This is a genomic window from Caulobacter sp. ALps2, assembly GCF_058681635.1.
In genome coordinates, this window is the sequence record NZ_CM178743.1 from 1,587,283 (window position 1) to 1,609,204 (window position 21,922).

Genomic DNA, 21,922 nt, shown 5'->3' on the forward strand with positions numbered 1-21,922 from the left:
GGCGGTCGCTTTGACGACCGCTCGCGAGGCTTTCGATCTCTACAAGGCCGGCCGGTTGGCCGAGGCCGCCGCCCTGTGCGAGCGGCTGGTGATCGATGCGCCCAGCGTCGAGGCCTGGCATATTCCCGGCGTCTCTCGGCTGGGCCTGGATCAGCCGGAAGGCGCTCTGAAAGCCCTGGACGCTGGCTTGGCGCTCGATGGTAAGCGGCCCGGCTTACTGTTGGCGCGGGTCCTGGCCCTGACCGCGCTCGGGCGAGACGAGGCGGCGCTGACCGGCCTGGCTCGCCACTGAACCGAGCGGAGAGGGTTCCGCACCGCCCCGGCCCCTGCTAACCACGGGCAACGACTTCAGAAGGGGCCCGACACATGGCCGACGATTACGCGTTCCCCAAGGGCGAGCTGATGCGGGGCAAGAAGGGCCTCGTCATGGGCGTGGCCAACCACAATTCCATCGCCTGGGGCATCGCCAGCCAACTGGCCGCCCAGGGCGCCGAGATGGCCTTCACCTATCAAGGCGAAGAGCTTGAGCGCCGTGTTCGGCCGCTGGCCGAGAGCATTGGCGTCAAGACTCTGATCCCGGCGGACGTCACCGACGACGCCTCGATGGACAAGGCCTTCGAGATCATCGAGCAGGAATTCGGCACGCTGGACTTCGTCGTCCACTCGGTGGCCTTCGCCAACAAGAACGAGCTGAAGGGCTCGTTCGTGGACAACACCACCCGCGAGGGTTTCCTGCTGGCCATGAACATCTCGGCCTTCAGCTTCGTGGACGTCGCCAAGCGCGCCTCGAAGATCATGCCGAACGGCGGTTCGCTGATCACCATGACCTATCTGGGGTCGGAGCGGACCATCCCGAACTACAACACCATGGGCGTGGCCAAGGCGGCTCTGGAAGCCTCGACCCGCTACATCGCCCGCGACCTGGGCCCCAAGGGCATCCGCGCCAACGCCATCTCGGCCGGCGCCATGCGCACCCTGGCCCTGGCCGGCATCTCTGGCGGCCGTGGCATGATCGCCCAGGGCCGGGCGTTCAGCGCCATGAAGGAAGACACCTCGATGGAAGGCGTCGCGGGCTGCGCCCTGTGGCTGGCCTCGGATCTCGGCAAATCGACCACGGGCGAAGTGGTTCACGTCGACGCCGGCTTCCACATGATGGGCATGCCGGACGCCGAAGAGGCATAAGGCTGCCTTGGGGTTACGGCGCGTAAGCCCGCATGAAACGAACGGCCGCCTCCCTCGCGAGGCGGCCGTATTCGTCTGGGGTCTTGTCGGACGGCAGGCGCAGCAGCGAGCGCAGCTGGCCGTGGCCCATGACCATGCCGGAGAAGAACTCCGCCGCCTGGTCGAAATTCTCGACCTTCATCCGGCCAAGCTCGGTTTCGGTCTTCAGGAACGCGGCCAGCTGGCGGCGGGCGCTGAGCGGGCCGGCCTCGAACACCTCCCTGGCCACGTCGGGCATCTCGCCCGCGCCCAGCATGATCACCCGCATCATCGAGTAGCTCTTGCTGGTGATTACCGTCTCCAGCACCGAGCGCGCATAGGCCTCCAGGGCCTCGGTCGGGTTCTCGATGGCCCCCGGTTCCCGAAGGGAGGCCGTGATGGCCTCGACCCGACGGTTCATCAGGGCCCGCATCAGGTCGGCCTTGGAACCGTAGTGATTGTAGACCGTCTGCTTGGAGACCCCGGCGCGGCGGGCGATCGCCTCCATCGGGGCCGAGAGGCCGCGTTCGCCGATCACCTCGACGGCGGCGTCGAGGATGGCTTCGGTCTTGGCGACGTCGATTTGTCCAGGCACGCGGGGCATATCAGTGAGCGTCCGAAGGCGGCGGCGGGGCGTTCTTGACCGGCGCGGCCAGCAGCGAGACGCCGGCGGCGACAAAGCAGCCGATGGCTAGCAGGGTGAAGCTGTCGCCGAAGGCCATCACCGTCGCCTGCTGCTGCATCATCCCACCGATGGCCTTGCGCGCCGCGCCGGCGGGATCGGTGACACCAAGCTGCATCATGCGTTCGGTCAGGCCGGCCATCATGTTGGCCGTCGCGCCGCCCTGCATCACCTTCGAGGTCATGTCGTCGTAGTACAGCGCGGTCTGCTGGGTGATCGAGGTGGCGAGCAGGGCGAGGCCGATCGCCCCGCCGGTGTTGCGCGACAGGTTCACCAGGCCGGAGGCGTTCTTGACCATGTGCGGGGGCAGGGTGCTCATCGTGATCTGCTGGGTCGCGATCATGGCGATCATGACCCCGACGCCGCGGCAAGCCTGAACGCCGGCGAACTCCCAGAATCCCCAGTCCTTGGTCACGCCGTGGGCCATGTACATGCCCCAGCCGGCCAGAAGGAAGCCGATGAACATCGGCACGCGCGGGTCGGTCTTGCGCACCAGCCGACCAGCGATCGGCCCGGTGAGGAACATCGACAGGCCCGAGACCACCATGGTCGTGCCGACTTCCGACGCCGAATAGTGGCGCACCCGGCCCAGGAACTGCGGCAGCAGGAAGGTGCCGCCGAACAGGCTGGCGCCCGAGACGGCCGTCATCAGCACGCCGACGGTGAAGTTGCGATTGGCGAAGGCGCGCAGCTCGACGATGGGGTTCTTGTAGGTGAGCTGTCGCCAGATGAAGAGGCCGCCGCCGATCACCGCCACCACGGTCAGCCACAGGATGCCGCTGTCGTCGAACCAGTCATCCTTGGCGCCTTCCTCCAGCACGAACTGCATGCTCATCAGGAAGATCGCCATCACCGCCAGGCCGAACCAGTCGAAGCCCTTGGCCAGGCTGGGATCGCCCTTGTCGAAATCGGCCCAGCGATAGACGCCGAACAGCACGATCAGGCCGGTCGGAACGTTGATGAAGAACAGCCAGCGCCAGGACAGGGCCTCGGTCAGGTGGCCGCCCAGGGTCGGACCGACGGTCGGGGCCAGGGTGACGATCAGGCCCATGATCACGCTGGCCGTCACCCGCCGCTCGGGCGGGAAGGCGGTGAAGGCCACGGCGAACACGGTCGGGATCATCGCCCCGCCGATGAAGCCCTGCAGGGCCCGGGTCAGGATCATCATGTCGATCGACGTGGACAGGCCCGTCAGCACGCTCATGACGATGAAGCCGGCGCAGGAAATCAGGTACAGCCGCTGGGTCCCCCACAGGCGCGACAGATATCCCGACAGGGGGATCATCACGACCTCGGGGATCAGATAGGCGGTCTGGATCCAGCTGATCTGATCGGTGCTGGCCCCGACCCCGGCCTGGATCTGCGGCAGCGAGGCCGCCACGATCTGGATGTCCAGGATGGCCATGAACTGGCCGATGACCATCGCGCCGAAGCCGAGGAACAGCTTGGTCCAGTCGACCTGGGTCGATGTGGCGGCGGCGGGTGTGGCGGCGTCGGTCATGACCGTACGCCTCGACTAGCGGTCCACGCCCTGGCGGGCGATCCGCGGCGTGGCCTGGCCGGCCTCGGCGAACGAGGGGCCCGAGCGGTCGCGGACGTCGACCTTGATCTCGACCGACAGGCCCGGACGCAGGGCAGCGCCCAGCTGGCTGCGGTCGACCACGATCTTGACCGGCAGGCGCTGGGTGATCTTGGTGAAGTTGCCGACGGCGTTCTCGACCGGGATCAGGGCGAACTCCTGGCCGGTGGCGGGGGCGAAGCTGTCGACCTTGCCGACGATCTTCTGCTTGCCAAAGGCGTCGGCCTTTATCTCGACCGGCTGGCCGACCCGGATGCGCGAGACCTGGGTTTCCTTGAAGTTGGCGACGATGAACGCCTGGCCCAGCGGCACGACCGACATCAGCGCGACGCCCGGCTGGACCAGCTGGCCCGGACGGACCGAGCGGGCGCCGACCACGCCGGCGACCGGCGCGCGGATCACGGTGCGCTCCAGGTCCAGCTTGGCCTGTTCCACGGCGGCGTGGGCGGCGGCGGCCTGGGCGACGGCCTGGGCCTTGGCCGAGCCCAGCGACTGGGCGGCGCGGCGTTCGGCTTCCAGGGCCGCCTGAGCGCTGGCGACGCCGGCGGTGGTCTGGGTGGCGGCGGCGCGCTCGGTCTGCACCTTCTGCTGCGAGACCCAGCCTTGCTTGGCCAGGGCGTCGTAGCGCTCGAGGTCGGCCTTGGCGCGGCCCGCGTCGGCCTGGGCGCTGGTCACGCCGGCGGCCTTCTGGGCGATCATCGCCTGTTCCAGGCTGTTCTTGTCGTCGACGGCGCGAATGGCCGCGTCGGCGGCGCCGGCGTTGGCGATCGCCTGGTCGACGCGAGCCTGGAAGGTCGCCGGATCGATCCTGGCCAGCACCTGGCCGGCCTCGACCCGCTGGTTGTCGGCCACCAGCACCTCGGCCACATAGCCGGAGACCTGCGGGCTGACCGACACGGTGTCGGCCTGGACGAAGGCGTTGTCGGTGGCCTCGTAGCGTTGCTTGTCCAGGAACCACAGGGTCCCGCCGACGACCACCCCGGCGAGGACGACCCCGCCGACGATCATCGGAACCAGCTTCTTGTTACCCGGCGTCGCCATGACCCAGACCCTTGCAAATAGGCTTCAAGCGCGCCGGATAGTCCCGTCCGGCGCGCGCTTCAAGGGATAAATGGACGCAGTCGTCCAATTTTCAATTAACAGCGACCGATGTTTTCAGTCAGGGTTTTGGATCACGCGGCGCGGCGGACGTTCCGGCCGTCCGCGAGCCGGAACCGCTCAACGAGCCGGCCCAGTTCACGCGCCTCGTTCGACAGCGCATGGCTGGCGGCCGTGCTTTCCTCGACCATGGCGGCGTTCTGCTGGGTGGCCTGGTCCATCTGGTTCACGGCCGTATTGACCTGTTGCAGGCCGGTCGACTGCTCCTGGGCCGAGGCGGCGATCTCGGCGACGATACGGTTGATGTCCTGCACGCCCGCGATGATCCGTCGCAGGGCCTCGCCGGTCTCGCCGACCAGGCCGACGCCTTCGTCGACCTGGGCGGTGGAGGCGTTGATCAGGGCCTTGATCTCCTTGGCGGCCTCGGCCGAGCGTTGAGCCAGCGCGCGGACTTCCTGGGCCACGACCGCGAAGCCACGACCCGCCTCGCCGGCCCGAGCCGCTTCGACGCCGGCGTTGAGGGCCAGCAGGTTGGTCTGGAAGGCGATCTCGTCGATCACCCCGATGATGGCGCCGATCTCGCGCGAGCTGCTTTCGATCTGGCCCATGGCGGCCACGGCGCGGTCGACGACCTCTCCGCCCTTCTCGGCGTCATGGCGGGCGTTGGCGACGGTGCGCTGGGCGCTGTCGGCGCCATCGGCCGTCTTGCGGACCGTGGCGGTGATCTCGTCGAGGGCCGCGGCGGTTTCTTCCAGGCTGGCGGCCTGCTGCTCGGTGCGGCGCGACAGGTCGTCGGCGGCGTGGCTGATCTCGCCTGAACCGGCCTGGATGCCGCCGACCGCGCCGTTGATCACCGTCATGGTCTGGGCCAGCGTGTCCATGGCCGCGTTAAAGTCGGCCTGCAGCTTGCGATAGGCGGGCGGGAAGGCCTCGTTCAGGCGGAAGGTCAAATCACCGCCGGCCAAGGCTTCCAGCCCTTCGCCCACGCGGCCGACCACCACCGACTGCTCGCGGGCGTTGGCCGCGCGTTCGACCTCGCCAGCCTCGCGCGTGCGTTCGGCCTCGGCCCGGTGCTCGGCCGACAGGCCTTCCAGGCGGATCTTCTCGACGGCGGCCTCCTTGAAGGTCAGCACGGCGGCGGCCATGCCGCCGATCTCGTCCTTGCGGCCCACGGCGGGCACGGCGACGGCGTTGTCGCCGCCGGCCAGACGCCGCATCGCCGCCGTCATGGCGGTGACCGGGGCGGCGATGGCGTTCGACAGCAGCCAGCCCATCAGGATCGCCACGCCCACGGCCACGGCGCCGCCGGCGGCCAGGGTGAAGAGGCCGCCGCGGAAGGCCCGGGTCTGCTCGACGCGGCGCTGCGCCAGCTGCTGGTCCTCGATCCTGGTCATGGCCTCCAGCACCTTGCGGATGTTGGTCAGACGGCCGGTCGAGGCGATCTCCTTGCGAGCCTGTTCCAGCATGGCCGGATTGTCAGCGTCGGCGATCTGCCTGGCGGTCTCGGCTTCGAACACGGCGACGGCGGCCGTCAGCGCGTCGGCCCGGGCCTTCTCGTCCGCGTCCTCGATCCCAGCGGCGATGCGCTTGAACGCCGCCTCGTACTCTTCGTGATACTTGGCGCGCTTCTTCAGGAACGAGGGGTCCAGGCTGGCGACGTAGCCGCGCACCGCGTTCTGCTCCTCGACCAAGGCCCCGGTCGTGTCGCTGATCGCGTCGACATAGCCGTAGCTGTGCTCGTTCAGCGCGGTGATCTTCTGAATCGAGGCCATGCTGGCGGCGACCAGCGCGCCGGCGATGATGACGCCGGCCACGAGCACGGCGAACGCGAACAGCAGTTTGTGAGCGACCTTCAGGTTAGACATGGTTCTCGGCTCCGTAATCGAGCCAAAAGCTGTCGCGGTACGGTTAATAAAATCAAAGGAATGACGCCAATACCAATGTTCACTGGAATCCAGGCGCGGGAAGCCGCTTCCAAGGCCAGTAAAAATCGGGAATCCGACCGCCGCGCGTCAAGTTGACGCAGGCATCTATGCTTCAAACTACTCTTGCCGAAATTCGTCAGTAAACGGATGATCTCCTCTCTACTTTGAGGCGAAAAACCACCCGCGGCGTCCGGTCGCAATTTCCGCTTGCGTCGGAATCACGACAAAGTAAAAGCCGCTCCCCAACGCAACCAACGGCGCGGGAGCGCGTATCTCCTCCAGCGCGAGTTCCCGCTGGCCCCCGCTCACGGTCGCAGGAGTTACCTTCAGATGAAGACCCAGACCCAAACGCCGCTCGACATGATCCGCCCGGTGCTGTGGATGGCGGCGGCCGGTTTCGCGGCCGGCTTCGGCGGCTATCTGATGATCGGCCTCAAGGCCGTTCACGCGGCTCCAGGATTCTGAACTACTTCGAACCGGTCGAGCCGAAGCCGCCCGCGCCACGGTCGGTGGCGTCCAGGTCGTCGACCTCGACCAGCGGCCATTGCGGGGCCGCCGCGATGATCCCCTGGGCGATGCGGTCGCCGCGGCGGATCGTGAAATCTTCTTCGCCCAGATTGATCAGCAGCACGCAGACCTGACCGCGATAGTCGCTGTCGACGGTGCCCGGCGCGTTGACCACCGTGACGCCGTTCTTGAACGCCAGGCCCGAGCGCGGGCGCACCTGCATCTCCCAGCCGTCTGGGATCGCCACCGAGAAGCCCGTCGGGGCCATGCAGCGCGAGCCCGGCTTCAGCACGATCGGCGCGTCTTCCGGCACGTGAGCCCGCAGGTCGAAGCCCGCCGCGCCGGCCGTGGCGTAGGTCGGAACCGGCAGGTCGGCTTGACCTTCCCAGCGCTTGAAGCGGATGGCGAGACCGGCGGGGATGGCGGACATGCGGGCGTTCCTTTCTAGGGTGGCCCGGCTGTAGCTGATTTGCCGGGCGTCAGACCAGAGCCCCCTAAGCCAGATGGGCCGCGATCCGTTGCGCGATCTGGGCCGCGACCTGGTCCTTCGCCGCTCGGTCCCAGCGCTCCGTCCCGCCCTGGGTGATCAGCAGCACGGCATTCTCGCCCCCGCCCATCACGCCCGGCTCGGTGACGTCGTTGGCGATGATCCAGTCGCAGCCCTTGCGGGCCAGCTTGGCGCGGGCGTGTTCCTCGACGTGGTCGGTCTCGGCCGCGAAGCCGATGACCAGCTTGGGCCGTTGAGGGCCGCTGGCCGACAGGGTGGCCAGGATGTCGGGGTTCTCGACGAAGGTCAGGGCCGGCGGGCCGCCCTTTTCCTTCTTCAGCTTGGTCCCGAACGCCTCGTCCACGCGCCAGTCGGCGACGGCGGCCACGAACACCCCGACGTCGGCGGGCAAAGCCGCCTGGCTGGCGGCCAGCATCTGGCGAGCGGTCTCGATATCGACCCGCTTGACCCCGACCGGGGTGGGCAGGGCGACGGGACCGGCGATCAGCGTGACCTCGGCGCCCAGCTTGGCCAGCGCCTCGGCGATCGCGAAACCCTGCTTGCCGCTGGAACGGTTGGTGATGCCGCGCACCGGATCGATCGGCTCGAAGGTCGGGCCGGCGGTGACCAGGGCGCGCTTGCCGGCCAGCGGACGGGCGGCGGGGCCTTCCAACTGCGCGACGATGGCGGCGAAGATCTCTTCCGGCTCGGCCAGGCGGCCCGGCCCGAACTCGCCACAGGCCATGGCGCCCTCGTCGGGGCCGACGAAGCTGACGCCGTCCGCCTTCAGGGTGGCGATGTTGCGCTGGGTGGCGGGGTGCAGCCACATCCGCACGTTCATGGCCGGGGCCATCAGCACCGGCTTGTCGGTGGCCAAGAGGGTGGTGGAGGCCAGGTCTCCGGCCAAACCGTTCGCCGCCTTGGCGATCAGGTCGGCCGTCGCCGGGGAGACCACGATCAGGTCGGCCGAGCGCGACAGCTCGATGTGACCCATCTCGTGCTCGTCGGTCAGGGAGAACAGCTCCTGATAGACCTTGTCCTCGGCCAGCGCCGCCAGGGACAGCGGCGTCACGAACTCGGCGCCGGCCTTGGTCAGGATCGGCCGCACGCCGACGCCCGCCTTGCGGAGGAGCCGCGTCAGGAGCAGCGCCTTGTAGGCCGCCACCCCGCCGCCGACGATCAGAAGAACCCGCTTGCCGTTCACGCCGTGCTCCGCTTCCGCGTTCGCTATCGTCCCTGCACATGCCCATGCCGACGGCAAAGCGCCAGCCGTAAAGATAGGGACTCGACTCGCGTTCCGCTTTCGTTCAGTAATCGTCAAAGTAGAATGAAAGGGCGGATACGATCATGAAGTTTGCACGACAAGTTGCGTACAGTGTGGCGACGGTCCTGGCCCTCGCGGCCTTGGCGGGCTGTGACAGCGGCGCCTCGGCGGTGAAGGCGCCCAAGGCTGGCGAGCGGGCCCAGACGGAATCCGCGCTGGCGGCGGAGACGGGCGGCTTGCCAGAGGACGGCGGCCGCCGCGGCGATCCGCGCGACGCGCCGGTCAAGCTGGTCTCGGGCAAGCCCTACTGGGCCGCCAACCGCACCCGCAGCGCCGAGGAGAACGCCCAGCGTTCGTTCGAGCGCAACGGCGCGACGTTCGAGGCCAAGTCGACCGACGACTATGTCGCCAAGGTTCACGCCTTCGTCAGCGACCCGCCCAAGGGCGCCGAGACGCTGAAGCGCTCGAACGGCGACCTCCTGATCTACGACCCCAAGGACAATGTCTTCGCGGTGGTCTCGCGCGAGGGCGCGCCCCGTACGATGTTCAAGCCCGACGAGGGCGCTGCCTACTGGGACGAACAGAAGACCCGCGAGGCGCGCCGGGCCTCGGCGGCGAAGCCGCGGGAGCAGACGGAGAGCTAGCGCGGGGCCAGCAGCATGCCGGTGACGAAGGCCGCGCCGGACGTCGCCGCGCCGACCAGGAACCACAGCAGCGGCCAGGTGTGCTGCTGGCGCTCGACCACCACGGCGGCGGTCGGAGGCGGGGCTTCGGCCAAGCGGGCCAGGGCCTTGATGGCGCGCAGGGCTTCCTCGGCGAAGTCGCGGGCCTTGGCGGCGGGTGACAGCTCTCTCCCGATCCAACGGCGCACCACCGGGTCGGCGGCGGCCCACAGGTCGTGGGTCGGGTCGATGCGGCGGGCCACGCCCTCGACCGTGACCATGGTCTTCTGCAGGAGCACCAGCTCCCGCCGCAGGGCCATGTCGAACAGGGCGGTGATCTCGAACAGCTGCGCCAGCAGGCGGCCCATGGAGACCTCGCGGGCGTTACGGCCGAAGACCGGCTCGCCGACGGCGCGGAGAGCCTGGGCGAAGGCGTCGACGTCCTGGTGGGCGGGCACGTAGCCGGCGTCGAAATGGACCTTGGCGACCCTGGCGTAGTCGCGATTGAGAAAGCCGTACAGGATCTCGGCCAGGTAGCGCCGCTCGCCGGGACCGAGGCGCCCGACGATGCCGTAGTCGACGGCCACGACCTCGGCCGGGGCGGCGACGAACAGGTTGCCCTCGTGCAGGTCGGCGTGGAACAGGCCGTGGTCCAGGGCCTGGGCCAGGAAACCACGGGTGACATTCTCGGCCAGGGCCTTGCGGTCCAGGCCGGGGAGATCGAGCGCGGCGGCGTCCGACAGCGGCACGCCCTCGGCCCAGGTCAGGGTCAGGACGCGCTTGCCGACACCCTCCCAGCAGACCAGCGGCGCGCGCATATAAGGATCGGTCGCCATGGCCTCGCCCAGCTCGGCGCAGCCGGCGGCCTCGAAGCGCAGGTCCATCTCCAGGTCGAGCGACCGGATCACCACCTCGACGAACTCGGTGGGGCGCAGGCGGCGCGAGGCCGGGACCAGGTGCTGGGCCAGCTTGGCGGCCAGGCGCAGCACGGCGCTGTCCTGGGCCACCTGGCGCTCGACGCCGGGGCGCAGCACCTTCACGGCGACCTCGCGGCCGTCGACCAGCACGGCCGGATGGGCCTGGGCCAGCGAGGCGGCGGCGACCGGCTCGCCGATCTCGAGATAGATCTCGCCCAGCGGCTTGCCGAGATTGCGTTGGATCTCGGCCTTAGCCACCGCCAGCGGGAATGGCGCCAGCCGGTCCTTCAGGCGCGAGAGGTCCTCGGCGAAGGCGGTCCCGAAGATGTCGGCCCGGGTCGACAGGAACTGGCCCATCTTGATCGCGGCCGGACCCTGCTTTTCCAGCACCCGCGCCAGGCGCTCGCCCGGCCGGCCGTGCCGGGCGGCTCCACCGGCGAACAGGCGCAGCAGCCGGCCGGCCCATTTTGCGGGGGCCGGCAGCAGCGGCTCGACCTCGCGCGGGACCAGGGCGTCGGCCCGGACCAGGGCCCAGCCCGCGCCGGTCAGGCGCCAGAAGGCGGACAGGTTGGCCACGGTCCTAGAGCGCCCAGCCCTGGTGCAGGGCCGCGACGCCGCCGGTGAAGTTCGTGTAGCTGACCCGCTTGAAGCCGGCGTTCTCGATCATGCCGGCGAAGGTCTTCTGGTCGGGGAAACGACGGATGCTCTCGACCAGGTACTGATAGGCGTCGCGATCCTTGGCGACCCATTCGCCGACCTGCGGGATGACCTTGAAGCTGTAGGCGTCATAGGCCTTGGCCAGAGCTTCGGTCACCGGGCGCGAGAACTCCAGGCATAGGAAACGGCCGCCGGGCTTGAGCACCCGGCGCGCCTCGCGCAGGGCCGCGTCGATGTCGGTGACGTTGCGGATGCCGAACGAGATCACATAGGCGTTGGCGTAAGCGTCGGGCAGCGGCAGGGCTTGCGCGTCGCCGACGGTCCAGGTGATCTCCGGCTCGCCGCCACGCTCGATGCCGGCCATGATCATCTCGGCGTTGTAGTCGACGATGTTGATGGTCGCGTCCGGACCGCCACGGCGCTCCTGGGCGCCACGGGCCATCTTGGCGAAGCGGCGGGCCATGTCGCCGGTGCCGCCGGCGCAGTCGACGATCACCTCGCCCGGCTGCGGATTGAGGCGCGCGGCCACGGCGTCCTTCCAGAGCCGGTGCACGCCGCCGCTCATCAGGTCGTTCATGATGTCGTAGTTCTTGGCGACGCGGTCGAAGACCCCACGCACCAGGCCCGCCTTCAGCGAGGCGTCGACATCCGTGAAACCGAAGCTGGCGGAGGTGTTGCTCATGACGTCTTTGGGCCGCGCTCTTTATATGACAGGACGCTCTTAGCTTGCGCCTCGCGCCGCGTCATCGCCTTAAGGAATGATCCTTGCCCGAATTGCCCGAAGTCGAGACCGTCCGCCGGGGCCTGGAGCCGGTGCTGTCCGGCGCGCGCCTGGCCCGCGTCCGCGCCAACCGGCCGGATCTGCGCTTCCCGCTGCCCGACGGCTTCGTCCAGCGGCTGACGGGGGCGAAGATCCTGCGGCTGGACCGCCGCGCCAAATATATCCTGGCCCCGCTGGATCGCGGCGACACCCTGGTGATGCACCTTGGCATGACCGGCCGTTTTGAGATTGCTTCGCCAGTGGGCTCGATCAGGCCCGGCGACTTCGCCCGCGAGGTCACGCCCGACGACAAGCACGCCCACGTGGTCTTCGAGACGGAGGAGGGCGCGCTGGTCACCTATTACGACCCGCGCCGGTTCGGCTTCATGGACCTGATCCCGACCGATCGCGTCAGCCATCACCCCTGGTTCGCGACCATGGGGCCCGAGCCGCTGGGCGACGGCTTCGACGTCAAGACTCTGGAAAAGGCCTTCGCCAATCGCAAGCAGGGCCCCAAGACCCTGCTGCTGGACCAGAAGACCGTGGCGGGCCTGGGCAATATCTATGTGTGCGAGGCCCTGCACCGCGCGCGCATCTCGCCGTTCAAGCCGTCGGGCGGCATCGCCAAGAAGCGGCTTGGTCCGCTGACCACGGCGATCAAGGACGTGCTGGCCGAGGCCGTCGAGGTCGGTGGCTCCACCCTGAAGGACTTCGCCGCCGCCGACGGCGCGCTGGGCTATTTCCAGCACCGCTTCCGCGTCTATGACCGCGAGGACGAGCCATGCCCCACCCCCGGCTGCAAGGGCGTCATCGCCCGCGAGGTCCAGGCGGGGCGGTCGACGTTCTTCTGTCCGGTGTGCCAGGTGTGAGGGCGGTCGAGGTCGCGCTGGGTTTTTAGCTGACGTGCCTATGGATGGGCTGCGCCGAGGCGCGCGACTTCGGCTTCGGCGCCCACGCGGAGACTGATGCCGTGGAACAGTGTTCGTGGGCGTGGGCGCCGCGCGCGATGCCGTCTACTGTGCGAGGGCGCTGCCCTGTGGAGCAGATCATGACGAAATCCGTGTCCGCCTCGGCTCCATCGCTGTCACCACATCTGGCCGCCAGTATTTTGGACAGCCTCGTCGACGGATTCATCCTGCTCGACCGAAACCTCACGGTCCTACTGATAAACCGGGCGGCGCTGGCGATGGAGGGGCGCCGAGCCCAAGACATATTGGGCTTGTCTCACGAGCGGGCCTGGCCGGAGGCCTATTTCGAACCCCTGAGAGATCTCTACCGACAAGCGATCAAGACCGGTGAGCCCGTAACCTTGGAGCGAGAGTGGCCAATACGCGGCGGTGGGCTGGCATGGATGGAGCTGCGCATTCTGCCAACGGCCGAAGGATTGGTGCTGCTCTATCGCGATGTCACCAAGCGAAAGCGCGGTATTGAGCAGCTTGAACTTATGGTCCGGGAGCTGAATCACAGGGTCAAAAACAACCTGGCCACGGTCCAATCTCTCGCGGCGCAGACCTTTCGGGGCACTGAAGACCTGTCCGCGGCCCGGGCGGCTTTCACGGCGAGGTTGATGGCGCTCTCGAAGGCGCACGACGTCCTGACGCGGCAGCAATGGGAAGGTAGCCAGCTCGCGGAAATCGCGCGCGAGGTCATTCTGCCCAACATTGTCGACGCTGAGCGACTGCGCTTGGCGGGTCCGACGGTCTCGCTGCATCCTCCCCTTGCCTTGGCCCTGTCGATGGCGCTGCACGAGCTGGCCACGAATGCGACGAAGTTCGGCGCATGGTCGAACGAGCGGGGCTACATCGATATTCGATGGTCTTGTCCTGATCCGCAGACGGTCGAGATCGTGTGGCAAGAACACGACGGCCCCACCGTCGCTCCGCCCCAGCGGCAAGGCTTTGGTGTCCGCCTTCTGCAGCGCAGCCTTGCCGCGGATCTACGGGGTCCGGTCAACCTGGACTACAGACCGGAGGGACTTGTTTGCACGATTTTGGCGGCCTTGGCGCCGTCGACCTCGGGTTAGTCAGTCTCGTCGCGGGCGCCCATCAGGGCCGCGGGGCTCAGGTCCCGATAGCCGGCCGTACGAAGTTCCGGGCGGGGTCGCTGTCGAATCCCTCTTTCATGGAAAGAGGGGATTGGGCGCGCTGCATCCCCGGAATTCGCAAGATAGAACGCAGCGAAATCAATCGCTTGTCGATTTTACACGCCGCCGAATGATCCGCGTTCAACCCCGCCCCATACTCTTCCTCACCCGATGGCTTGGAAGGGGCGTCCGGCCGGCGATCGTGACGGCTGTCGGGGTGGTCGAGCGGGTAGCGCTCGCCGGCCTTTCTTCGGGAAGGCGTCGTCCGGCGCTCCGCGTCCCTTCCACACCTTCAGCGGCCACGCCGCGTGAAGCGGCGACGCCGTGGCGGTTAGAGGGCTCCCCAACGCCGCGCGCCTCTCTATAACTGCACCGTTCAAGCAGGAGACCGCCCCGATGGCTGAAGACGTGGCCGAGTACCAGACCCTGATCGTCGAAGCGCCGGACAAGGCTCCGGGCGTGACCCTGATCCGCCTGAACCGGCCCGAGGCCCTGAACGCCCTCAACACCCAGCTGCTGGGCGAGCTGGCCCAGGCGCTGGCGGTCGCGGAGGCTGACGACGCCGTGGGCTGCATCGTGCTGACCGGTTCGGCCAAGGCCTTCGCGGCCGGCGCCGACATCAAGGAGATGTCGGACAAGAGCTACGCCCAGATGTTCAAGGCCGACTTCTTCACCGCCGGCGCGCGGGCGATCGAGCAGTGTCGCAAGCCGATCATCGCCGCCGTCGCCGGCTACGCCCTGGGCGGCGGCTGCGAGCTGGCCATGATGTGCGACTTCATCCTGGCCGCCGACACCGCCAAGTTCGGCCAGCCCGAGATCAACCTCGGTGTCGCGCCCGGCATCGGCGGCACCCAGCGCCTGACCCGGTTCGTCGGCAAGTCCAAGGCCATGGACATGATCCTGACCGGCCGGATGATGGGCGCCGAGGAGGCCGAGCGTTCGGGCCTGGTGTCGCGGATCTTCCCGGCCGACACGCTGGTCGACGAGGTGCTGGCCGTGGCCGCCAAGATCGCCGCCCAGTCGCCGCTGGCCGTGGCCATGAACAAGGAACTGGTCGAGGCCGCCTATGAGACGACCCTGACGACGGGGGTCGCTCTGGAGCGCCGCCTGTTCCATTCGCTGTTCGCGTTCGAGGATCAGAAGGAAGGCATGGCGGCCTTCGTCGAGAAGCGAAAGCCGGCATTCAAAGGCGAGTAGTTTTTTGGTCGCATGACGGGCGCCAAAACCGGTTCCCACTTTTGGCTGTCACGCTCGGAAACGATTGCGCCAAAATGGCCCGCGGGATTCCTGCCTGTGGACCGTTGACCCCGGCGAGCGCTTCCCGTATATCCGCGCGCTCTATTTTCCCTGCTTCGCGGTCGCCGCGCGGCTGTCCGTTTGAAGGTCCGACCCATGGCCAATAATCCCGGCGCCAAGAAGGCGATCCGCAAGATCGCCCGCCGCACCGAAGTCAACACCGCTCGTCGCTCGCGCGTGCGCACCTTCCTGCGCAAGTTCGACGACGCCATCGCCAAGGGTGACGTCGCCGTCGCCAAGGCCGCGTTCATCGAGGCTCAATCGGAGCTGATGCGCGCTGTCTCGAAGGGCGTCGTTCATCCGAACACCGGATCGCGCAAGGTGTCGCGTCTGGCGGCTCGTCTGAAGAAGCTGGATAAGGCCGCCGCCTAGTCCAGATCTTGGACGAACGTCGTTCGTTCAACGATTACAAGTATTTACAAAAGCCGGTCAGGTCCGCCTGACCGGCTTTTGCTTTGAATCCAACGCTCTATTTTTCGCGTTGCAATCTGTGATCTGAGGGGTTGGCTTCACTATTCCCTTGCCAGGCGAGGGGCTCTCGCGAGTCAACAGAAATATCCGGGCTCGGACGCAAGTTTTCCGTTTGACCGGCCCCCTCCGCTGGCTAGTTTAAGCGTCTCAGCGCTTCTCCAGTCTTGGAAAAAACAAGGCGGCGGCGGACCCAATGCGGTCGCCGAGTAAGAACCTGTGTGCGCTGAGTAACCGGTCGTACGCCATGGGGGGCGGGCGACTGAAGTGGGTTTGCGGCGGTTGTTTTTGTGCGAAGGCGGTGGACGAATGACGATGAAGGGCGGGGTGGCCAGCCAAGATTTTTCGGCGGCGATCACGACGGCTTGCGAGCCGGCGGCGACCGTGTGGTCGAAGGTGACCGTGGCTTTGAAACGCGAGCTGGGCGACGCGGCCTTCGGGTCATGGATCGCGCCGGCGATGCTGCGTGAGGCCGCGGCCGGTGATGTCGTCCTGGTCACGCCCACGGGCATTGCTCGTGACTGGATCCGTCGCAGCGCTTGGCGTCGCATCGGCGAACTTTGGGCGGCCAACGACCCGACCGGTCGTCGCATCGACCTGAAGTCGCGCCTGGAATTCGAGGCTTCGGCTGGCGCCTATGTCGAGGCCGCCCCGAAGGCCGCCGCGGCCGAGCCCATCGAGATCGTGCTGCCGGTGTCGACCGACGCGCCGGCCGTCGTGGTTCCCAGCGCCAAGTCGCCTCGCACCCAGGGCCTGCAGGAACGCTTCACCTTCGAGACCTTCGTCCCGGGTCCGGCCAACGAGTTCGCCCACGCCGTGGCGCGCCGGATCGCCAACTGGGCCGACGGCCACTTCAATCCCGTGCTGTTCCACGGCCCCTACGGCTTCGGCAAGACGCACCTGCTGAACGCCCTGGCCTGGGAAGCCATGCGCAACGCGCCCGAAAAGCGCGTGGTCTATCTGACCGCCGAGCGTTTCCTGTCGACCTTCGTGCGCGCCCTGATGGATCGCCAGACGGCGGCCTTCAAGGAAGAGCTGCGCGCGGCTGATCTGTTGATCATCGACGACGTGCACTTCATCGCCGGCAAGCAGTCGACCCAGGAAGAGCTGTTCCACACCCTGACCGCCCTGGTTGGCGAAGGCGGCCGGGTCGTGTTCTCGGCGGACCGTCCGCCATCGGCCATGACCGAGATGGATCCGCACCTGCGGTCGCATCTGTCGGCGGGGCTGGTCTGCGGCCTGGAGCCGGCCGACCGCAACCTGCGCATGGGCATCCTGGAGCGCAAGATCCAGACCCTGGCCGCCGCGCACGGCTTCGATCCGACCATGCGTCCGGACGTGCTGCAGTTCCTGGCCGACCGCTTCACCGACAGCGTCCGCGAGCTGGAAGGCGCGCTGAACACCCTGTCGGCCCGCGCCGGCGAAGGCCTGTCGCGCCTGACCCTGGACGAGGTGCAGGCGGTCCTGCGTCCGCACCTGCGGTCGGGCGAGAAGCGCATCACCATCGACGACATTCAGAAGGCGACGTCCGAGCACTACGGCATGAAGCAGGCCGACCTGCTCAGCGAGCGCCGCAACCGCGCCGTGGCCCGTCCGCGCCAGGCCGCCATGTGGCTGGCCAAGCAGTTGACCACCCGGTCGCTGCCGGACATCGGCCGTCGTTTCGGGGGCCGCGACCACACCACGGTCCTGCACGCCGTGCGCCGCATCGAGGCCCTGCGCGCCGAGGACAGCACCCTGAACCACGACCTGGAAGTCATCACCCGCAAGCTGCGCGGCTGATCCGCCGAAGCTTTCCAGACGTGATCCAAAGGAAAGGCCGCTCCATCCGGAGCGGCCTTTTTGGGTTCGGGCCTAAGGTCGGACCGCCTCAGGCGGCCGACGCTCTCGCGGCCATGGTCGCCTTGGCCCACCAGACGAGTTCGTCCAGCGCGGCGGTCGCCGACGGAAGCAGGTGACCCTCGATGTCCTCGATCGTCTGCTTGCCGCCCAGGCCAGGGTGGATGGCCATGAAGTCGGCGCCGCCGATATGGACGACGCCGCGGGTCGAGACCATCTGCAACTCCGAGCCGATGCCCCGCAGGTGCTCGACGGCGCGCGCGGCCCCAACGCCGCCATAGCCGATCGCCGTGAACGGCTTGTGCTCCCACTCCGCATAGGCCTGGTCGAGCGCGTTCTTGAGCACGCCGGTGATCGAGTGGTTGTACTCGGCGACCACGAAGATGAAGCCGTCGAAGCGCGCCAGCGTCTGTTGCCAGCGCACCGCCTCGGGGCTCTGGCTGGGCATCCAGCGGTTGGAGGCGATCTCGTCGAACAGCGGCAGCGGATGATCGCGCAGGTCGACCAGCTCGGCGTCCAGGTCGCCGCGGGCCTGGGCCTGCTTGAGCATCCATTGCGCCGGAACGTCGGCGAAGCGGGTTGGACGGGTCGAGCCGACGATCACGGCGATGCGGGGTTTGGTCGTCATGATAACCTTGGGTATGCTAGTTTCTGATAGAAACCAGATTACGAAAGTTGTCCGTGACCGCGTAAGGAGGCACTTTGTCGGCACTAGATAACCGCGAGGAAACCACCCCCTGCCAGGGCGACGCCTCGCACTGCGAACACATCAGCCGCCTGCTGGCGCGGATCAGCGACAAGTGGACCCTGCTGGTCGTGCGGACGTTGGGCTACGGGCCGAGGCGGTTCAACGCCCTGCGCCGCGACATCGGCGAGATCAGCCAGAAGGTGCTGGCTTCGACGCTGCGCGATCTCGAGGAGAACGGCTTCGTCTCGCGCACCGTGACCCATACGACGCCGCCGCAGGTCGAATACGCCCTGACCGACCTGGGCCACGATCTGCTGACGCCGGTGAAGGCCCTGGCCGAGTGGGTGGTCGCCAACTCGGCCCGCATGGACGCCGCGAAGATCAGCTACGCGGCCCGCCGGGCGGCTGAATAGCCGGCTACCGGGCCCGGCGCAGGGTCAGATTGATCCGTCCGCCACCCGGGACGAGGCCCGACGAACCGGCCAGGATCCTGTCCACGCCGTGGAAGGCCAGCCGCGCGGGTCCCGACAACCGACACACATCCCCCGAGCTCAGTTTCAGGCCGCGCGTCGGATCTTTCCGCGACGTCCCGCCGATACGGAACACCGCCGTGTCGCCCAGCGAGATCGACAGCACCGGAAACCGCGGATAGGCCTCGTCGCGGTCCTGGTGCAGGCCCATGCGGGCGCCATCGCGATAGAGGTTGATCAGGCACGAGTCCGGCGGCGCATCCGGATCGCCGAGCCTGGCCCAGAGGTCGAGCAGGACGGGCGGCATGGCCGGCCAGGGCTGATCCGTGCCCGGATGCCGTTCGGCGTAGCGGTATCCCGCCCCGTCGCTGGTCCAGCCCAGCGGGCCGAACGCCGTCATCGCTACGCTCATCGGCTTACCATAGGCCGTGCCGTAGTTGGCGAAGGGCGCGACCTCGGCGGCCGCCATGACGGCGTCGACCAGAGCGCGCTGGACGGCGGGGTCCAGGAAGCCGGGCCACAGGTCGAAACCCGGAATGACGGTCAGGGGCTGAAACATTACTGAAACTTAACGCGCGCCATAGGGGCGGAAGGTGTTGGTTTGCGCCACCGGCTGAGGGGGCCGGATAATTTTTCCAGTCTAGGACCAAACATGCGTCGTCTTATGTCCTCAGCGGCCATGGCCGTGATTTTGTTGGCCGCCGGAAGCGCTTCCGCCGCGGTTCATGCGCCGGCTTCCATCGGCACGAAAGGCGCGACGTTCGCGACCGTGACGACCCAGCTGCCGCGCAACGTCCGGCCCGTCCACTATGATCTGGCCTTCACGCCCGACGCCGACAAGATGACCTTCACGGCTCAGGTGAAGATCGCCATCGAGGTGGTCGAGCCGACCGCGACCGTGACCCTGCAGGCCGCCGACCTGACGTTCTCGAAAGCCGAGATCGCCGGAGTCGGCGCGGCCAAGATCAAGGTCGACGAAGAGGCCCAGACCGCCGCCTTCACGTTCGGCAAGACCCTGCCGAAGGGCAAGTACGTTCTGTCGATCGACTATGCCGGCAAGATCTACAAGCAGGCCGCCGGCCTGTTCGCCCTCGACTACGAGACGCAGGACGGCAAGAAGCGGGCGATCTACACCCAGTTCGAGAACTCCGATGCTCGCCGCTTCATCCCCTCGTGGGACGAGCCGTTCTACAAGGCCACCTACGACGTCCAGGCGACGATCCCGACCGGCCAGATGGCCCTGGGCAACATGCCGATCGCGTCGTCCAAGGATCTCGGCGGCGGCAAGACCGTCGTGAAGTTCGCCACCTCGCCCAAGATGTCGACCTATCTGCTGTTCTTCGGCCTGGGCGAGTTCGACCGCGCCTCGGTCAAGTCGGCCGGCGTCGACGTCGGCGTGGTGACCAAGAAGGGCGACACCCCCAAGGCCGACTTCGCCTTGAAGGCCGCCGCCGACATCCTGCCCTGGTACAACGACTATTTCGGCACGCCCTATCCGCTGCCGGTGCTGGACAACATCGCCGCCCCGGGTCGCAGCCAGTTCTTCAGCGCCATGGAGAACTGGGGCGCGATCTTCTACTTCGAATACGCCATGAACCTGGACCCGGCGATCTCGACCGAGACCGACCGCCAGAACGTCTTCACCACCGTGGCCCATGAGATGGCCCACCAGTGGTTCGGCGACCTGGTGACCATGGCCTGGTGGGACGATCTGTGGCTGAACGAGGGCTTCGCCTCGTGGATGGAAGGCCGGGCGACCGAACTCTTCCACCCCGAATGGAACGCCGCCGTCAGCGCGGTGAACGGCCGTGAATACGCCATGGGCCTGGACGCCCTGCGGACAACCCACCCGGTGGTGCAGCACGTCGAGACCGTCGAGCAGGCCAGCCAGGCCTTCGACGCCATCACCTACCAGAAGGGCGAGGCCGTCATCCGCATGCTGGAAAGCTATGTGGGCCACGACGCCTGGCGCGACGGCGTGCGCGCCTACATGAAGGCGCACGCCCACGGCAATACGGTCAGCGACGACCTGTGGGGCGCGGTCGAGACGGCGGCCAAGAAGCCGATCAAGGCCATCGCCCACGACTTCACCCTGCAGCCGGGCGTGCCGCTGATCACGGTCGGCAACGCCACCTGCGCGGCGGGCAAGACCACGCTCTCCCTGACCCAGGGCGAGTTCAGCAAGGACGTCCCGGACAAGAAGCCCCTGACCTGGCGCGTGCCCGTCACCGTCCGGGCCATCGGTGGCGGGACGGCCAAGACCCTGGTCACCGGCGGCCAAGGCGCGGTCACCGTCGACGGCTGCGGCCCGGTGGTCGTCAATGCCGGCCAGAGCGGCTACTTCCGCACTCTGTACGGCGCGGAGCGTTTCACCGGCATCGTCCAGAATTTCGCCAAGCTGCCGGCGATCGACCAGCTGGGCGTGATGAGCGACGCCTGGTCGATGGGCCTGGCCGGCTACCAGCCCGCCACCGACTTCCTTGACCTGGCCAAGGCCACGCCCGCCGACGCTGATCCGCAGGTGCTGTCCAAGGTGTCCAGCGTGATGTCGGCCATCGACGGCTATTACGGCGACGCGCCGACCGAGCGGGCGGCGTTCCGCAAGGTCGCCATCGGCCAGCTGCGGCCGCTGCTGGCCAAGGTGGGCTGGACCGCCAAGACCGGCGAGCCGGACAATGTCGCCATCCTGCGCGCCGACCTGATCGGGGCGCTGGGCGGCCTGGGCGACGCGGAGGTCGTGGCGGAAGCCACCCGTCGCTTCAACGCCGACAAGACCGACCCGTCCGCGATCCCCGGCCCGCTGCGTAAGACCGTGTTGGGCGTGGTGGCCAAGCATGCCGACCAGGCGACCTGGGATGCGATCCGCGCCCAGGCTCGGGCCGAGAAGACTCCGCTGGTCCGCGCCCAGCTCTACACCCTGCTGGCCTCGGCCGAGGACGAAGCCCTGGCCAGGAAGGCGCTGGAACTGGCCCTGACCACCGAGCCGGGCGAGACCCTGTCGTCGACCATGATCTCCAAGGTCGCCAGCCTGCATCCGGACATGACCTTTGACTGGGCCGTGGCCAACAAGGACGCGGTCAACGACAAGGTCGACTCGACCTCGCGCACCCGGTTCATCCCGGGCCTGGGCCAGGCTTCGTCGAACCCGGCCACCGCCGAGAAGATCAAGGCCTGGGCCGCCGCCAATCTGGCGGAAGGTTCGCGCAAGGAAGGCGACAAGGCCGCCGCCGCCGTGATGAACCGCGCCCAGATCCGCCAGCAGCGCTTGCCGGCGATCACCGCCTGGGTCGCCAAGGCCGGCTAATTCTCGAATAATCCAGAACTTTCAATGGTCGCGCTT

21 protein-coding genes are annotated in these 21,922 nt (G+C 67.8%); 11 read left to right on the forward strand and 10 right to left on the reverse strand.

Features of this window, described 5'->3' with window-relative positions:
• Positions 1–10 precede the first annotated feature (10 nt).
• Entirely contained in the window at positions 11–292 is a 282-nt protein-coding gene (locus tag ACW173_RS07540) for a hypothetical protein (RefSeq protein WP_492084305.1), read from the forward strand.
• Between the two features lie 74 nt (positions 293–366).
• The gene (locus tag ACW173_RS07545) at positions 367–1,182 is read left to right on the forward strand and encodes an enoyl-ACP reductase FabI (protein WP_492084306.1); all 816 of its coding nucleotides are present in this window, start codon (positions 367–369) and stop codon (positions 1,180–1,182) included.
• A 13-nt stretch (positions 1,183–1,195) separates the two neighbouring features.
• On the opposite strand, the gene ACW173_RS07550 is transcribed toward ACW173_RS07545, so the two are convergent.
• From ACW173_RS07550 to ACW173_RS07565, 4 genes are all read right to left on the reverse strand, one after another.
• The gene (locus ACW173_RS07550) at positions 1,196–1,804 is read right to left on the reverse strand and encodes a TetR/AcrR family transcriptional regulator (protein WP_492084308.1); all 609 of its coding nucleotides are present in this window, start codon (positions 1,802–1,804) and stop codon (positions 1,196–1,198) included.
• Position 1,805: 1 nt separating this feature from the next.
• A complete protein-coding gene (locus tag ACW173_RS07555) occupies positions 1,806–3,383 on the reverse strand; it encodes a DHA2 family efflux MFS transporter permease subunit (RefSeq protein ID WP_492084310.1) in 1,578 nt (525 codons plus the stop codon).
• A gap of 15 nt (positions 3,384–3,398) precedes the next feature.
• Entirely contained in the window at positions 3,399–4,502 is a 1,104-nt protein-coding gene (locus tag ACW173_RS07560; protein ID WP_492084311.1) for an HlyD family secretion protein, read from the reverse strand.
• Between the two features lie 131 nt (positions 4,503–4,633).
• Positions 4,634–6,424: a methyl-accepting chemotaxis protein gene (locus ACW173_RS07565; protein WP_492084313.1), complete on the reverse strand. Its 1,791-nt coding sequence runs from the start codon at positions 6,422–6,424 to the stop codon at positions 4,634–4,636.
• Positions 6,425–6,814: 390 nt separating this feature from the next.
• Between ACW173_RS07565 and ACW173_RS07570 the strand changes: the two genes are divergently transcribed.
• Positions 6,815–6,949 (forward strand): hypothetical protein, encoded by a 135-nt coding sequence (locus tag ACW173_RS07570; RefSeq protein ID WP_492084314.1) that lies wholly within the window; start codon positions 6,815–6,817, stop codon positions 6,947–6,949.
• Position 6,950: 1 nt separating this feature from the next.
• On the opposite strand, the gene dut is transcribed toward ACW173_RS07570, so the two are convergent.
• A complete protein-coding gene (dut, locus tag ACW173_RS07575) occupies positions 6,951–7,421 on the reverse strand; it encodes a dUTP diphosphatase (protein ID WP_492084316.1) in 471 nt (156 codons plus the stop codon).
• 64 nt (positions 7,422–7,485) lie between these two features.
• Positions 7,486–8,682, reverse strand: coding sequence for a bifunctional phosphopantothenoylcysteine decarboxylase/phosphopantothenate--cysteine ligase CoaBC (gene coaBC / locus ACW173_RS07580; RefSeq protein ID WP_492084318.1), 1,197 nt, complete (start codon positions 8,680–8,682; stop codon positions 7,486–7,488).
• Between the two features lie 143 nt (positions 8,683–8,825).
• Between coaBC and ACW173_RS07585 the strand changes: the two genes are divergently transcribed.
• Entirely contained in the window at positions 8,826–9,386 is a 561-nt protein-coding gene (locus tag ACW173_RS07585; RefSeq protein WP_492084320.1) for a hypothetical protein, read from the forward strand.
• On the opposite strand, the gene ubiB is transcribed toward ACW173_RS07585, so the two are convergent.
• Both ubiB and ACW173_RS07595 read right to left on the reverse strand, forming a co-directional pair.
• Complete coding sequence (gene ubiB, locus ACW173_RS07590; protein ID WP_492084322.1) at positions 9,383–10,897, reverse strand: 2-polyprenylphenol 6-hydroxylase; 1,515 nt, start codon at positions 10,895–10,897, stop codon at positions 9,383–9,385. The genes ACW173_RS07585 and ubiB overlap by 4 nt on opposite strands.
• 4 nt (positions 10,898–10,901) lie before the next feature.
• Positions 10,902–11,660 carry a class I SAM-dependent methyltransferase gene (locus ACW173_RS07595; protein ID WP_492084323.1) on the reverse strand — a complete coding sequence of 253 codons (759 nt, stop codon included), beginning with the start codon at positions 11,658–11,660 and terminating at the stop codon, positions 10,902–10,904.
• An 83-nt stretch (positions 11,661–11,743) separates the two neighbouring features.
• Between ACW173_RS07595 and mutM the strand changes: the two genes are divergently transcribed.
• The 5 genes from mutM (at position 11,744) to dnaA (ending at position 17,367) form a co-directional block, all read left to right on the forward strand.
• The gene (gene mutM, locus ACW173_RS07600; protein WP_492084324.1) at positions 11,744–12,607 is read left to right on the forward strand and encodes a bifunctional DNA-formamidopyrimidine glycosylase/DNA-(apurinic or apyrimidinic site) lyase; all 864 of its coding nucleotides are present in this window, start codon (positions 11,744–11,746) and stop codon (positions 12,605–12,607) included.
• Between the two features lie 179 nt (positions 12,608–12,786).
• The gene (locus ACW173_RS07605; RefSeq protein WP_492084326.1) at positions 12,787–13,761 is read left to right on the forward strand and encodes a sensor histidine kinase; all 975 of its coding nucleotides are present in this window, start codon (positions 12,787–12,789) and stop codon (positions 13,759–13,761) included.
• 468 nt (positions 13,762–14,229) lie between these two features.
• Complete coding sequence (locus tag ACW173_RS07610; protein ID WP_492085941.1) at positions 14,230–15,018, forward strand: enoyl-CoA hydratase; 789 nt, start codon at positions 14,230–14,232, stop codon at positions 15,016–15,018.
• A gap of 195 nt (positions 15,019–15,213) precedes the next feature.
• The gene (gene rpsT / locus ACW173_RS07615; protein WP_165258625.1) at positions 15,214–15,489 is read left to right on the forward strand and encodes a 30S ribosomal protein S20; all 276 of its coding nucleotides are present in this window, start codon (positions 15,214–15,216) and stop codon (positions 15,487–15,489) included.
• A 405-nt stretch (positions 15,490–15,894) separates the two neighbouring features.
• Positions 15,895–17,367: a chromosomal replication initiator protein DnaA gene (gene dnaA, locus ACW173_RS07620; protein ID WP_492084328.1), complete on the forward strand. Its 1,473-nt coding sequence runs from the start codon at positions 15,895–15,897 to the stop codon at positions 17,365–17,367.
• An 88-nt stretch (positions 17,368–17,455) separates the two neighbouring features.
• Here the strand turns inward: dnaA and ACW173_RS07625 are convergent, their stop codons facing one another.
• On the reverse strand, positions 17,456–18,052 hold the full coding sequence (locus tag ACW173_RS07625) for an NADPH-dependent FMN reductase (RefSeq protein WP_492084329.1): 597 nt from the start codon (positions 18,050–18,052) through the stop codon (positions 17,456–17,458).
• 74 nt (positions 18,053–18,126) lie between these two features.
• Between ACW173_RS07625 and ACW173_RS07630 the strand changes: the two genes are divergently transcribed.
• Positions 18,127–18,525: a winged helix-turn-helix transcriptional regulator gene (locus tag ACW173_RS07630; RefSeq protein ID WP_492084331.1), complete on the forward strand. Its 399-nt coding sequence runs from the start codon at positions 18,127–18,129 to the stop codon at positions 18,523–18,525.
• Between the two features lie 4 nt (positions 18,526–18,529).
• Here the strand turns inward: ACW173_RS07630 and ACW173_RS07635 are convergent, their stop codons facing one another.
• Positions 18,530–19,141, reverse strand: a complete 612-nt coding sequence (locus tag ACW173_RS07635; RefSeq protein WP_492084332.1) for an alpha-ketoglutarate-dependent dioxygenase AlkB — start codon at positions 19,139–19,141, stop codon at positions 18,530–18,532.
• A gap of 210 nt (positions 19,142–19,351) precedes the next feature.
• Here ACW173_RS07635 and ACW173_RS07640 point away from each other — a divergent pair, with 210 nt between their 5' ends.
• The gene (locus ACW173_RS07640; protein ID WP_492084334.1) at positions 19,352–21,886 is read left to right on the forward strand and encodes a M1 family metallopeptidase; all 2,535 of its coding nucleotides are present in this window, start codon (positions 19,352–19,354) and stop codon (positions 21,884–21,886) included.
• The last annotated feature ends 36 nt before the right edge of the window (positions 21,887–21,922 follow it).

Excerpts from the sequence above, each read along its gene's own strand:
- ACW173_RS07545 (WP_492084306.1), top strand. The coding sequence starts at position 367 with ATGGCCGACGATTACGCGTTCCCCAAGGGCGAGCTGATGCGGGGCAAG.
- ACW173_RS07550 (WP_492084308.1), bottom strand. The coding sequence starts at position 1,804 with ATGCCCCGCGTGCCTGGACAAATCGACGTCGCCAAGACCGAAGCCATC.
- ACW173_RS07555 (WP_492084310.1), bottom strand. The coding sequence starts at position 3,383 with ATGACCGACGCCGCCACACCCGCCGCCGCCACATCGACCCAGGTCGAC.
- ACW173_RS07560 (WP_492084311.1), bottom strand. The coding sequence starts at position 4,502 with ATGGCGACGCCGGGTAACAAGAAGCTGGTTCCGATGATCGTCGGCGGG.
- ACW173_RS07565 (WP_492084313.1), bottom strand. The coding sequence starts at position 6,424 with ATGTCTAACCTGAAGGTCGCTCACAAACTGCTGTTCGCGTTCGCCGTG.
- ACW173_RS07570 (WP_492084314.1), top strand. The coding sequence starts at position 6,815 with ATGAAGACCCAGACCCAAACGCCGCTCGACATGATCCGCCCGGTGCTG.
- dut (WP_492084316.1), bottom strand. The coding sequence starts at position 7,421 with ATGTCCGCCATCCCCGCCGGTCTCGCCATCCGCTTCAAGCGCTGGGAA.
- ACW173_RS07585 (WP_492084320.1), top strand. The coding sequence starts at position 8,826 with ATGAAGTTTGCACGACAAGTTGCGTACAGTGTGGCGACGGTCCTGGCC.
- ACW173_RS07595 (WP_492084323.1), bottom strand. The coding sequence starts at position 11,660 with ATGAGCAACACCTCCGCCAGCTTCGGTTTCACGGATGTCGACGCCTCG.
- ACW173_RS07605 (WP_492084326.1), top strand. The coding sequence starts at position 12,787 with ATGACGAAATCCGTGTCCGCCTCGGCTCCATCGCTGTCACCACATCTG.
- rpsT (WP_165258625.1), top strand. The coding sequence starts at position 15,214 with ATGGCCAATAATCCCGGCGCCAAGAAGGCGATCCGCAAGATCGCCCGC.
- dnaA (WP_492084328.1), top strand. The coding sequence starts at position 15,895 with ATGACGATGAAGGGCGGGGTGGCCAGCCAAGATTTTTCGGCGGCGATC.
- ACW173_RS07625 (WP_492084329.1), bottom strand. The coding sequence starts at position 18,052 with ATGACGACCAAACCCCGCATCGCCGTGATCGTCGGCTCGACCCGTCCA.
- ACW173_RS07635 (WP_492084332.1), bottom strand. The coding sequence starts at position 19,141 with ATGTTTCAGCCCCTGACCGTCATTCCGGGTTTCGACCTGTGGCCCGGC.